The organism is Rhodococcus sp. PSi06 (assembly GCF_054960675.1).
On record NZ_JBHNYO010000001.1, the window covers coordinates 448,498 to 461,199 of the forward strand.

Sequence of the window (12,702 nt, forward strand, 5' to 3'; positions counted from 1 at the left end):
CGATGATCTCGGCCGAGCCGCTCGGCCGTAAATGGCTTCTCGGCGTCTCGGCTCTCGCATTTCTTCTCACTTTCCTGCAGGTCCCCGGCTTCACCGTCGCCGACACCAAATTCGACCTGGCGCAGAACCCACTCGGATTTCTCGAGCGTGCGTCGCATCAATGGAACAGTGCGGCACCGCTGGGCCAGGTGCAGAACCAGGCCTACGGCTACTTCTTCCCACACGGCGCGTTCTTCGCCGGCGGTGACCTCCTGTCGATCCCACCGTGGATCACCCAGCGCATCTGGTGGGCACTGCTGCTCATCGCCGGTTTCTGGGGAATCGTCCGACTCGCCGAGGCCCTCGGCATCGGCAGCCGCAGTTCTCGTCTGATCGCGGCCACGGCGTTCGTTCTGTCTCCGCGAGTCATCACCACACTGGCGTCGATCTCCTCGGAGACGATGCCGATGATGCTCGCGCCGTGGGTGCTGATTCCCATCGTTCGTTGCCTGAACACCGAGTCCGCGCGGTACACGGTTCGGCGAGCAGCGGCTCAATCGGCGCTCGCCGTGGCACTGATGGGTTCGGTCAATGCAGTGGCGACGGCCGCCGCCGTTCTGGTGGCCGTGATCTGGATGCTGTCGCATCGGCCGAACAAGCGGTGGCTCGTGTTCAGCGGCTGGTGGGCCGGATTCCTTGTGCTCGCCACATTGTGGTGGATAGTGCCATTGCTGTTGCTGGGCAAAGTTTCTCCGCCGTTTCTGGACTACATCGAGTCGTCCGGCACCACCACTCAGTGGACGTCGTTGACGGAAGTCCTTCGCGGCACCGGCAGTTGGACGCCGTTCGTCTCACCCGAGCGCGTCGCCGGTGCCGTGCTGGTGACGCAGCCCGCAGCAGTGATCGCGACCGGCGCGATCGCGGCTGCGGGAATCGCAGGCCTGGCCATGCGATCGATGCCCGCCCGTGGACGGCTCACGATCATGCTGTTCGTCGGCCTCGTCGGGCTCGGTGCCGGGTTCGTCGGCGATCTCGACGGTCCCTTCGCTGCCACGGTTCGCGTGTTCCTCGATTCTGCCGGTGCGCCGCTACGCAACATTCACAAACTCGAGCCGGTCATTCGAATCCCGTTGGTACTGGGGCTGGCTCACCTGTTGGGACGCGTTCCGCTACCGGGTTCGGTGCCGCGGCCACAGTGGCGATCGGCCGTCGCGCATCCGGAGAAGCACCCGATGATGGCGGTGACCGCACTGGTGTTGGTGGCGTTGGCGCTGTCCACCTCGCTGGCGTGGACGGGCAAGCTCGCGCCTCGCGGAGCCTACGAGGCCGTTCCGCAGTACTGGCACGACGCCGCGAACTGGCTCACCGACCACGCCTCTGGCTCGAGTCCGGACGGTTCCGACGCGCAACGCGCCCTGGTAGTGCCCGGGGCACCGTTCGCACTACAGACCTGGGGGCTGACCCGCGACGAACCTCTGCAGGCTCTCGCCACCACTCCCTGGGCCGTTCGCGACGCCGTCCCGCTCACCCCGCCCGGAGCCATTCGCGCGCTGGACTCCGTGCAACGACTCTTCGCCGACGGGCGTCCGTCGACCGGACTGGCCGACACCCTCGAAGGACAGGGCATCAGCTACGTCGTCGTGCGCAACGATCTCGATCCCGAGAACTCCCGATCCACCCGTCCGGCGTCGGTTCACCAGGTGCTCGACGGTTCGCCGGGCTTGGCCCGAGTGGCCGAGTTCGGCGAGGACGTCACTCCCGGCCAAGTCGACGGCGTCGTGCTCGACGGCGATCTGCGGCCGCCGTATCCCGCTGTCGAGATCTATTCGGTGAACGGCCCGGCCGACACTCCTGCGTCCGGGCCCTACACGGTCGATCTCGATCGGGTCCCGGTGGTACAGGGCGGTCCGGAGTCCATTCTTCGCTCGAACGAATTGCGTAACAACGGCATTCGCACTCCCGTCCCCGCCGGCCCGACGCTGCTGGCGTCGGATGCAGCTGCCGCGGGCATACCCGTCGACTCGGTGACGGTGACAGACACCCCGATGAACCGTGAGACGGATTTCGGCCAGGTCGACAATCACAATTCCGCACTGCGGGCCGCGGACGAGCCCCGGCGATCGCTCAACGAGGTTCCCGACTACCCGGTGTACGGGGCGAACACCGTGGACGCCGAATGGGAGGGTGCCACTCTGACGGCATCCAGTTCGGCATCGGACGCGACGCAGATCGGCGGCAGCGTCCCCGGCAGCGGTGTCGCGGCCGCAGTGGACGGCGATCTGGCCACCAGCTGGATCAGCAACGGCATCGATCGCGCTGTGGGGCAATGGCTTCAGTTGGATTTCGACACCCCGGTGCGCGGCGGTCTGCTGCATCTGCGCACCAGTCCGGGAACGATCGGCGACCCAGTGAAATGGGTCGAGGTCACCACCCCGAACGGGTCGACGGCGGCCCGCGTGGACAAGCCCGGGGACCCGATGACGGTGTCTTTGCCCGGTGGCGAAACGCCGTGGCTGCGGATCACCGCGAAATCGACGGTAGACGGGACCCGCGGTAGCCAATTCGGCATCAGCGAGGTCTCGGTGGACGACTACTCCGATCGAGACAACCCGACGCCGGTACCGATCGTGCACCGCGCAGTGCTGCCCGACCCTCCGGCCGGGGCGAGCGTCGACGCGTGGGAACTGGGCCAGGAATTTCCTGGCCGATCCGGTTGCCTCGACACCGAGGACCGAATCCGTTGCAGCAGTGGACTGTCCAAAGCCCCGGAGGAACTGGGCCGTTTCTCGCGCACCATCGAGGTGCCGATGGGTACCGCCGTCATCCCCGACCTGACGGTCCGTACGCGGCAGTCGCCCGAGCTCGAGGCATTGCTGGCGCAGCCGGATCGACCGCTGGCCGAGGGGGCGTCGGACGTCGCAGATCTGCAGGGTTCCGCGTTCGCCGCCACGGACGGTGACCCGCGCACGTCCTGGACCGCACCGGAGAAGTCGATCACCGAACGAGCCGGCACCAATCCCACTCTGACCATCCAATTGCCCGCTCCCACAATGGTGGACGGGCTCGAGCTCAGTCCGAGCCTCGGGGCGCTTCCGGCCCATCCCACCCGGGTCGCGATCAACCTCGGTAACGGTCCGATGGTCCGCGACGTCGACACCGACGGTTCGACGACGCTCGAGCTGGCACCGTATGTGACCGACCGGATCGTGTTGTCCATCGTGGACTGGGACGGCGTCCTGGACCGAAACTCGTTGGGCTTCGTCCAATCTCAGCCACCAGGATTTGCCGAAGTGACCCCGCTGGCCGCCGGGGAGCCGATCGGCGCACCGTACGACGGTGACCGTGAGATCACCGTCGACTGCTACAACGGACCACTCGTCTCCATCGCCGGGCAGACGGTGCGCACATCGGTGACCGCTACCGCGGAGGAATTCCGTTCCGGCGAACCACTGAAAGCATCGGTCTGCGACGCCGATACCCCGGTGAACGAGAATTTCGTCAACCCGGTATCGCTGCCCGAGGGCCGCCAGGACGTAGTAGTGGAGCCCGGTGCATCGTTCTTTGTCGACGGTATTCGACTGCGCAGCATGCCCATTCCGGCCGACTGGCCGACAACCTCGGCACCACAGGCGGCGAGAACCACGGCCTGGAGCCCCGATCACCGGGAGGTGGCGCTCACCTCCGCCACCGAAGATCGATTGTTGGTGATTCCAGAGAGCAACAACAGCGGCTGGCGCGCCACCATGCCCGGGGGCGGCGAGTTGTCCCCGGTGGTGGTCGACGGGTGGCAGCAGGCCTGGATGATTCCGGCGGGGGCGTCGGGCACCGTCTCGTTGGACTACACCACCGACCGTTGGTATCGACTGGGGATCTTCGGTGGATTACTGCTGTTGATCCCGTTGCTGCTCGCGGCTATTCGTATGCCCCGTACCAAACCTGGCCTCGGCTCCCCGCCGCGTCCGTGGCGTAGCACCACCGCCGCACTCGTGGCACTGGCAGCGGCGACGATCGTACTGGGCGGGATCGCCGGCGTGGTCACTGTCGCCGTCGTCGGCGTGGGTGCCTTATATCTGGATCGCCGTTTCGACAGAGCGCTGACGGCACACGTATTGGTCTGCGCTGCTGGTGGATTCGCCATGCTCGGCGCTGCGCTGCTTTCCCTGGGACCGTGGCGATCGACGGACGGGTACGTGGGCGGCTCGTACGGGGTACAGCTGGCTGCGCTGATCGGGATCGTCGCACTGGCGATCAGTGCGATGCGTCGACCGTGAGCGGTTTCCTCTTCGAAGCCAAGCGTCGTCGAGCAGGTTCCTCCACCAGCGCGTAACTGGCCGCTGCCACCGGAATCGACAGAGCGAGAGTCACCGTCGAGACGAACAACATTCCGCCGGAGAACGGAACGATGCCGAACACGGGGAACACCACGGCCAGAACGGCCAGGTGCCAGATGAAAATTCCGTACGACCATCGGCCGAGCGTGAGCATCACCGGGTGCTCGAACACTCGGTGTCTGCGGCCGGTGTCGGCAAGGACCAGGGGCGCGAGCATCGCGAACGCAAGAACCGCGCCGAAGACGATCTTGAGCTCGAACTGCCACGGCTCGGGCCGAACCAACCCCTGCGGTCCGGCAAGCGGAGTGACCGACAGTACGAAGGCCGTGACCGCGATCGACGGCATCACCCATCTGCGCCGAGCCCACCGATGCACCCAGGTCTGCGGTCCGACGGACACCTCGGCCAACACCATGCCCGCCGCGAACCAGGGGAGGTACCCGGGCAGCCAGTTGTCGTGGTGAATGGCGTCGGCGGTCGTGATCGGGAGGAACGCCCAGCACAGTGTCGCCGCGGATGCGCCGAGCAGTACCCAGATTCGGTATCGGGCCGAGGCCCCGCGCACTCGGATCAGCAGCCACGCGAACACCGGCAGCAGAAGATAGAAGGCCACCTCCACCGACAGCGACCACATCTGCGTCATGCCCTCGGTCAACGTCAGCGGTACGAACACCTGCGTCAGAGACAGATTGGCCAACCACACCCGATAATCGCCGCCCGCGTGTGGCAGGAACAGCAGCACCAGCACCGTGACCACCCAATAGGCGGGCAGGATGCGCACCGCGCGCGACCAGAAGTAGCGGCGGGTGGGCTGCGCCTGCGCGAGTCCGCGGGCCTGCGCAACATGGGGCCGCCACAGCAAGAATCCCGAGAGCGCGAAGAAGATCGCCACCGTGAGATCGAACCTGCCCCAGATACGGCCCATGAGCGGCGAATTGGCGGCACCGGTCTGAAACGCGACGTGGGTGAGGACGATGCCGATCGCGGCCAGCGCGCGCATCCCCTCGAGTGCAGGGACGAACCCGCGCAACGGTACGACGGATGCCGGCTCGATTCGGGTGCTCATGGTGCATCCAGTGTGCCGTGTCGAACCGGCATGGACGAGACCGGCACCACTGTCGACTGTTACTGTCACCTGCGACGTGTCGTAAGAAATCGGGCATCGAGTCGGGGGCGAACGTTGGTCCCGCCTGCGGTGTCGTCCAGTGAAGCGGTCGAACAAGGAGAATCAGCATGGCGGAGCGCTCAGGGCCGAGCCGGATAGTGGCTCTTGTACTCATCGGCTTGGGTGCATTTCTGGTGGTCGCCGCCATCCTCATTCCGACCTACACTGTCTCGGCGCTCGAGAAGACGCCGCTGGACCTCGAGGTCACCACCGTCTCCACCGGCACCGGCAGCGTCCTGGACGCACGATCGTTGGCCGCGGGCCGCGCAGTGGTCGACCAGAACGTTCCGCTGACCTCGCAGCGATTCGTCACCGTCGAGGATCCCTCCGACTCCGACATCATGACGCTGCAGGCCGGCCAGACCCTGCGCCGCAGCGACAAGCAGGCCGACACCGGACTGCTGACCGCCAGCGTCGACCGCGTCACCATCGACCGCAAGACCTCGATGCCCGTCGAGAGCCCGATCGGCACCATCCAGGTGGCCGGCGACAAGCCCGCCGAGGAAGTTGCCCACACCGGCCTGCAGTACAAGTTCCCGTTCAATTCCGAGCAGAAGAGCTACCCCTTCTTCGACGTCAACGCTCGCGCATCCAAGGACATCGATTTCGTCGAGGCCACCGAGATCAACGGCACGCCGGTGAATCAGTACCAGCAGACCGTCGGCCCGGTCGACCTGTCGACGGTGGTGAACCTGCCGACCAACAAGGTGACGCTGCCCGCCGACACGTGGGGCGTCGAAGGCGGCACTGCACCGGTGACGATGACCCGCTGGTACGAGAACACCCGCACCCTGTGGGTCGAGCCCGAGACCGGTGTAGTCATCAAGGGCGAGGAGCAGATTCACCAGTACTACGGACGTGAAGCAGGCAAGCCCGAGGTCGACGTTCTCAAAGCACCGATCACGTTCGACGAGAACACCGTCGAGTTCCAGATCCAGCAAGCCAAGGACGGCCAGGACAAGATCTCGCTCTTCGGACGCACGGTTCCGATCGTCGCCGGCATCCTCGGTGTCATCTCGTTGATCGCCGGAGTGTTCCTGCTGCTGCGCGGCGGCGGCAACGGTGGACACCGTCAGCCTGCACGTTCCGACGCTGCTCCGCGCCCCACCCCGAGCGGTGGAACCGCCCCGAACCGTGACTGGACGACGGATCGCACGGAAGAAATTCCGAGGACGAACCTCTCGAAGGAGTAAATGCTTTCGGCAGGAGTGAAGCCTGCGGAAAGAGCCGGATTACGAGTGGCGTGGTCGAGTGCCTGTGCGGGCACACGACCACGCCACTGGCGTCTTCTCAGGCACCGTTGCGGTTGCCCCACAACACCAGCGCACACACCACCGTCATCGTCACCGCTGCGGTGATTGCCGCGACGGTGATGAACTGGGCCAGTGTCGAGGCCACGAAGAGCAGCAACAGCACCTCGGCGGCGAGGGCGAACCACGCGACGAACGCCAGGTGGGTGCGTTCACCCGCGATGGCCCACAGCAGCGCACCTTGCAAGACGGCCAAACACGCGCCCTGCAACACGAACAGCCAGACATAGTTCTGCACACCGGAGTACGTATCGCCGACGACCAACGGCAGCAACGGCGATGCCAGTGCCCCGCCGATCACCAGCACAATGCCCAGACCGGCGACGACGGCCAGGGCCGAGCGCACTGCGGCCGTCGAATGCTGTGGGTTCGCCATTCGCGGGTACAGCACCACTCCCACTGCCTGCGGTAACCACAGGGCGGCCTTGGACGCGACGGCTCCGACGGCGTACAGCCCGGCCTCGGTACTGCTCAACAACGAACGAGCCAGCACCAGATCCAACGCGGACAGTGCGATGAGCACCAAGTGCACCTGCGACGCCTGCAGCACGGTCGATACGGTCACCTTGGTTTCCGACACCGCGTTCACCGGCACTCCGGCGGCCGCTCGCGCGCCGACGGCCACGACCCCGATTCCGGCCGCGGTTGCCAGCAGTACCGAACCGGGGCCGCCGCCGAGCAGCAGTACGACCACCGCCGGCGCGACCTTGCCGAAACCGGCGGCCGCGAGCACCAGGCTCAGGGCTCCGAACCGGCCGCGCCCCTGCAACAGTCCCTGCTCTGCGGCCAACAGCACCAGGACCGGGGCAGCGATGACCGCCGACAACGTCGCTGCCGTCGAGACATCCATGGCAGCGGACAGGGCAGGAGCGAGCGCGACTGCCAGCACCCCGACGACCGCGGCACAGCGATACCCGACGGTCCGCAACTCGCGTGAACTGCGGCCCCGCACCACCTCGCGCGCGACCACGGATTGCAACGCCAATGCCGGAACTGCGAGAACCAGTTGCGCAGCAAGCAGACTCGCGAATACGCCGTACCCCTCGACCCCGAGCATGCGACTTGCGAGTACTTGAAGCAGGTACGCCGCAACGTTCGCGAACATCGAACCGGCCGTCACCATCCCCATCCCGGCGACGGACGTACCCGCCGGGTGGTCTGCCTCGGACGAGGCGCGGAAAGACATGAGCCCACGGTATAGGGTGCCGATCATGGCGTCGTCGAGGTCGAGGTTGACGCCGCCGCTCTACAGTCTGCTGCTCGCCGTGGTGATTCTGGGACCATTGCTCGGCCCCGGGTATCTCCTGCTACGCGACGCCGTCAGCACTCCCCGTTCCTACTTCACCGACTCCGCCTGGGGAATCGCCGACGCGGCCGCGCGCGCCGTACCGCAGGATGCCGCGCTCGCAGCGTTGACGACGGTGTTCGACGGCGGACTGGTCGTCAAAACCGTTCTACTGCTGGCATTGTGGATGGCCGGTTGGGGCGCGGCAGTCATGGCGCAGAAGGTTCTGCCCACCGTTCCGCTTCCTGGCCTGCTCGTCGCGTCGACAGTGGCCGTGTGGAACCCCTACGTCGCCGAGCGCTTGCTACAAGGACATTGGAGTCTGCTCGTCGGTTATGCCGCCCTGCCCTGGACGGTGGTCGCGGCAATCGGCGTCAGATCCGGTCGTCCGTGGTGGGCCCTCTCGGTCTGCCTGGCCGCAGCGGGACTCACCCCCACCGGCGCACTGCTGGCCGCATCGATCGCACTACTCGTCGTGGCCCTCCCCGGGGGTGTCCGACGCGTCCTACGCGTGGTCGTCACCCTGGTGATCGCGGCGGTCGCGTCGGCGCCGTGGTTGGTGGCGACGGCGGTGTCCGGCAGTGGCGTCGAGCAGGCGGATCCGGCCGGGTGGGCTGCGTTCGCGGCGCGTGCGGAGCCGGGCCTCGGCACCCTCGGCTCGCTCGCCGGACTCGGCGGAATCTGGAATTCGGATGCTGTACCCGCCTCTCGCACCGGTCTTTTCGCGTTGATGGGCACCGCGCTGTTGCTGACGGTGGTCGCGTTCGGTGTACGGCCGCTGATCAGGCGTCGCCGCAATCCGGTGATTCTGGTTCTGGGTGTCGTTGCGATCGGTGCCATCGTGATTCCTGCTTTGGCAGCAACGGGTCCGGGGCTGGCAGTGGCCCGCGCGGTGGGTGACACCGTGCCCGGGGCCGGTCTACTACGCGACTCGCAGAAGTGGGTCGCGCTGGCAATGCCGATCTATGCCCTCGCCGCTGCGGCAGCGTTTTCACCTCGTCGTCCACCGAATCCGGTGCAACCGGCCGCGGTGAGCGCGGTCCAGCGCACCCGATTCGGCGGGTGGCTGCCGGCAGCGGTGGCGATACTCGCACTGGTGATCGCTCTGCCGGACCTCGGCTGGGGGGTCGGCAAGGCACTGAAGCCGGTCGCCTATCCATCGTCGTGGGACGCCGTCTCGACAGCACTCGCTGGACAGGGCGGTGACGTAGCCGTATTACCGGCAGGCATGTTCCGCCGCTTTCCCTACAGCGGCAGCGCACCGGTCCTCGATCCCGCGCCGCGCATGCTGCCCCTGGACGTACTGCAGACCGGCGAGCTCATTGTCGCGGGCGGCACGGTGCGCGGCGAGGGAACCCGCGCCACTGACGTCCAGAGCGCCCTTCTCACAGGCGAATCCGCAGAGACACTCGCAGAACTGGGCGTCGGCTGGGTGCTGGTGGAGAACACCACTCCCGGCGAGCTCGGCAATTCCGCGCAGACGCTGAATTCGCTCGCAGTGACGTATTCCGACGAGCAACTCACCCTCTATCGCGTACCCGAACCGGTGATCATCGAAAGCCGCTCGAACACGGCCGTCGTGATCGCCCATCTGGCCTGGGCACTGCTGCTTCTCGGAGGACTAGCGATAGGACTGCTGAGCCGATTCACCTTGCGAAGCAACATCAGTCGCTCCGACCAGCCCTGACGACCAGGTTCCGCGCGTCGTCGCGTCGAGGACCGAATACACACCCTGAGCGCACTGCTCCCACGAGAACTCCCCGGCGCGCACGCGCGCTTTCTCACCCAAACGAGTGCGGGCGTCGGCGTCCTGCACCAGCTCCGAGACGGCCTGGGTGAGGCCGGAGATGTCCCGGTCGTCGACCGACTGACCCCCCACCAGAATTCCGGTCACGCCGTCGATGACCGAGTCGGTGAGTCCCTTGGAGCTGCGATAGCCGACCGTGGGAACGCCGTGCTGAGCGGCTTCGACCACCGCGAGGCCCCAGCCCTCCTTGCGCGAGGGCATGACGTGCACCCACGACCGGCCGAGCAACTCGTGCTTGCGCTCCTCGTCGACGTGGCCGTGGAAGGTGACGTACTGCTCGATCCCCAGTTCGATCACGTAATCGCGAAGGTTCTGCTCCCACCAGCCACCACCGATGACGTCGAGGTGGATGTCCGGGATTCGGCCGCGCAGCGCCGCCACGACATCGAGAGCGTCCTCGATCTGCTTGTGCGGTACCAACCTGGACAACACAGTGAGCGACGGGTGAGCCGTCCGGGTGCCCTCGTCTCCCTCCGGCACCGACTGCGGGATCTCGTCGGCACCGTTGCGGACCACGGCGATGCGCTCGCGGTCGACACCGAGGGCGATCAGCTCGTCGGCGGACGGCAACGACACCGTCAGGTACTGATTGCGACGGTGTACTCGGGGGGACACCGTCGATTCGAGCCACCAGCCGAGCTTGGCCATCATCGGCCCCGCGACCGGCCACTGCTCACGATGGCAGTGGTGCACCAGCAACGTCACCGGAACGCCCAGTGCGGCACGCGAGAAGAAGGGAATGCCGTTCTGGGTATCGATCACCGCGTCGGGTGCGATGCCTTTGAGCGGGCCGAAGCCGAGCCGTCCCGCTGCGATGGCCGCCAGTGCGCGCGGGTAGACCGACAAGCGGCCACCACCGCGGCTGATACGGATGCCGTCGACGATCTCCTCGGCGGGTGCACCGGGGTACGACGCCGTCCTGAGCGTGACGCGTACACCGCGTCGAGCCAGACCTGCGCCTACCTGCTCGAGGTATCGCTCGCTGCCGCCGCCCTGTGGGTGCCCGGTATCGCGCCAGCACAGCAACAGAACCTCGCGCACAGCTCGCCTCACCCAATTTCCGCATGCTCGTCGATTACCGCTGCCACAGTAACCGCTAGGGTTCGTTTTCGTGACTTCCGCCGTGACACGTCTGTTCGCCTCTCGCGCGACGCTGCGCCGCTCGGTGAGTCTGCTGAAAGACTTCGGCCACGAGCAGAGCGCTCCGGACATCTTCTACGGCGCTCTGGCCCGCGATTCCGTCGAGCTGATCGGCGACCTGTATCGGGGCCTGACGGGTACGGACATGTCCGCGGCGACGGTATTGGACGTGGGCGGCGGCCCCGGCTATTTCGCCGAGGTGTTCGGCGCGAGTTGCGCGCGCTACCTGCCCGTCGAGCCGGATGCCTCCGAGATGCATGCCGCGGGGTTGCAGATTCCCGGGTCGGTGCGCGGCTCCGGTATGGCACTGCCCTTTCGCGACGACAGCGTGGACATCTGCTTTTCGTCCAACGTCGCCGAACACGTACGTGAGCCGTGGACCATGGCCGAGGAGATGCTCCGAGTCACCAAACCCGGCGGGCTCACAGTGCTCTCGTACACCATCTGGTTCGGCCCGTTCGGCGGTCACGAGACCCGGCCCTGGCACTACCTCGGCGGCGAATACGCGGCCCGACGCTACGCCCGCACCACCGGGCACGAACCGAAGAATCGCTTCGGCGAATCACTGTTCGACATCAGCGCGTCCGATGGATTGCGTTGGGCGCGAAGCACTCCCAACGCCACGCTGCTGGCAGCTTTTCCGCGCTACCACCCGCGCTGGGCCTGGTGGATGATGCGCGTTCCGATACTCCGCGAGTTTCTCGGCAGCAACCTCGTCCTCGTTCTGAAACCGAAAACATATTCCATGGGTCATTCCGCAGGCTCCACTCCCGCCTAGTCTGGATCGATGACCGCACTCGCTCTCGACATCGGCGGCACCAAGATGACAGCGGCACTCGTCGGTGCCGACGGACGTCCACAGAACCCGGTGACGGTATCCACCCCGGACTCCGCAGTATGGCCGGCATGCGCGTCGTTGCTGCGAAAGATCGCTCCTGGACAGCACATCGACCGCATCGGCGTCGCCTGCTCCGGGCCGGTGAACCTCGAGGTCGGATCGGTTGCACCGATCAACATCGACGAGTGGAAGAACGGCTTCGCTCTGAGCGAGCACATCTCGGCAGTGTTTCCGGACGCCGACATATCTCTGGCGATGGACGGCAGCGCAGCGGCACTGGGTGAGCATCGCTTCGGCGCTGCTGTGGGTGTGCCGGACGTACTGAGTCTGGTGGTCTCCACCGGCATCGGCGGTGGGTTGGTGTTGGGCGGCAAGATAGTCGCCGGAGCCAGCGGCAATGCCGGCCACATCGGCCACATCGTCGTTCCCGGTTCGACGACGCCGTGCGCGTGCGGCGGAATCGGCTGCGTGGAAACGGTGTCGAGTGGGCCCTCGGCGGTGCGGTGGGCGCGTGAGCAGGGATGGCCGGGCAGTACCGGAGTCGAACTGGCCGCAGACGCCGCCGCAGGCACGCCGGTTGCCATCACTGCTCTGCAACGCGCCGGGGTGGCTCTCGGTCAGGCGATCGCCTCGGCCGTAGCCCTGGTCGACGTACGCATGGTGGTGATCGGCGGCGGCTTCGCGCAGGCCGGCCCGCCCCTGTGGGACCCGATTCGAGAGTCGATCGGACTGCACGCCCGGTTGACTTTTCTCGACGGTCTGCAGGTGGTGCCGGCTGCGTTGGGCGGCTTGGGAACGCTCGTCGGGGCAGCAGCGCTCACTGCCTGATCACACAGCCAGAACGGTG

8 protein-coding genes are annotated in these 12,702 nt (G+C 66.5%); 5 read left to right on the top strand and 3 right to left on the bottom strand.

The features are described from left to right. The first annotated feature begins 2 nt into the window (after nucleotides 1-2). Nucleotides 3-4,250, top strand: a complete 4,248-nt coding sequence (locus ACFI9K_RS02230) for an alpha-(1->3)-arabinofuranosyltransferase (RefSeq protein WP_462662015.1) — start codon at nucleotides 3-5, stop codon at nucleotides 4,248-4,250. Here the strand turns inward: ACFI9K_RS02230 and ACFI9K_RS02235 are convergent. Then, nucleotides 4,228-5,376, bottom strand: coding sequence for an acyltransferase family protein (locus tag ACFI9K_RS02235; protein WP_462662016.1), 1,149 nt, complete (start codon nucleotides 5,374-5,376; stop codon nucleotides 4,228-4,230). The genes ACFI9K_RS02230 and ACFI9K_RS02235 overlap by 23 nt on opposite strands. 167 nt (nucleotides 5,377-5,543) lie before the next feature. Between ACFI9K_RS02235 and ACFI9K_RS02240 the strand changes: the two genes are divergently transcribed. After that, nucleotides 5,544-6,668 carry a PorA family protein gene (locus ACFI9K_RS02240; protein ID WP_462662017.1) on the top strand — a complete coding sequence of 375 codons (1,125 nt, stop codon included), beginning with the start codon at nucleotides 5,544-5,546 and terminating at the stop codon, nucleotides 6,666-6,668. A gap of 97 nt (nucleotides 6,669-6,765) precedes the next feature. Here the strand turns inward: ACFI9K_RS02240 and ACFI9K_RS02245 are convergent, their stop codons facing one another. Next, on the bottom strand, nucleotides 6,766-7,971 hold the full coding sequence (locus tag ACFI9K_RS02245; protein WP_462662018.1) for an MATE family efflux transporter: 1,206 nt from the start codon (nucleotides 7,969-7,971) through the stop codon (nucleotides 6,766-6,768). A 25-nt stretch (nucleotides 7,972-7,996) separates the two neighbouring features. Between ACFI9K_RS02245 and ACFI9K_RS02250 the strand changes: the two genes are divergently transcribed. Continuing rightward, on the top strand, nucleotides 7,997-9,757 hold the full coding sequence (locus ACFI9K_RS02250) for a hypothetical protein (protein ID WP_462662019.1): 1,761 nt from the start codon (nucleotides 7,997-7,999) through the stop codon (nucleotides 9,755-9,757). Here the strand turns inward: ACFI9K_RS02250 and ACFI9K_RS02255 are convergent. Beyond that, entirely contained in the window at nucleotides 9,692-10,918 is a 1,227-nt protein-coding gene (locus ACFI9K_RS02255) for a glycosyltransferase family 4 protein (protein ID WP_462662020.1), read from the bottom strand. The two genes, ACFI9K_RS02250 and ACFI9K_RS02255, sit on opposite strands and share 66 nt — an antisense overlap. A 70-nt stretch (nucleotides 10,919-10,988) precedes the next feature. Between ACFI9K_RS02255 and ACFI9K_RS02260 the strand changes: the two genes are divergently transcribed. Beyond that, nucleotides 10,989-11,795 carry a class I SAM-dependent methyltransferase gene (locus ACFI9K_RS02260; RefSeq protein ID WP_462662021.1) on the top strand — a complete coding sequence of 269 codons (807 nt, stop codon included), beginning with the start codon at nucleotides 10,989-10,991 and terminating at the stop codon, nucleotides 11,793-11,795. 9 nt (nucleotides 11,796-11,804) lie between these two features. Continuing rightward, nucleotides 11,805-12,683, top strand: a complete 879-nt coding sequence (locus ACFI9K_RS02265; RefSeq protein WP_462662022.1) for an ROK family protein — start codon at nucleotides 11,805-11,807, stop codon at nucleotides 12,681-12,683. Nucleotides 12,684-12,702 lie beyond the last annotated feature (19 nt).

Coding starts and splice junctions, on each gene's coding strand:
- ACFI9K_RS02230 (WP_462662015.1), top strand. CDS start 3: ATGATCTCGGCCGAGCCGCTCGGCCGTAAATGGCTTCTCGGCGTCTCG.
- ACFI9K_RS02240 (WP_462662017.1), top strand. CDS start 5,544: ATGGCGGAGCGCTCAGGGCCGAGCCGGATAGTGGCTCTTGTACTCATC.
- ACFI9K_RS02235 (WP_462662016.1), bottom strand. CDS start 5,376: ATGAGCACCCGAATCGAGCCGGCATCCGTCGTACCGTTGCGCGGGTTC.
- ACFI9K_RS02245 (WP_462662018.1), bottom strand. CDS start 7,971: ATGTCTTTCCGCGCCTCGTCCGAGGCAGACCACCCGGCGGGTACGTCC.
- ACFI9K_RS02250 (WP_462662019.1), top strand. CDS start 7,997: ATGGCGTCGTCGAGGTCGAGGTTGACGCCGCCGCTCTACAGTCTGCTG.
- ACFI9K_RS02265 (WP_462662022.1), top strand. CDS start 11,805: ATGACCGCACTCGCTCTCGACATCGGCGGCACCAAGATGACAGCGGCA.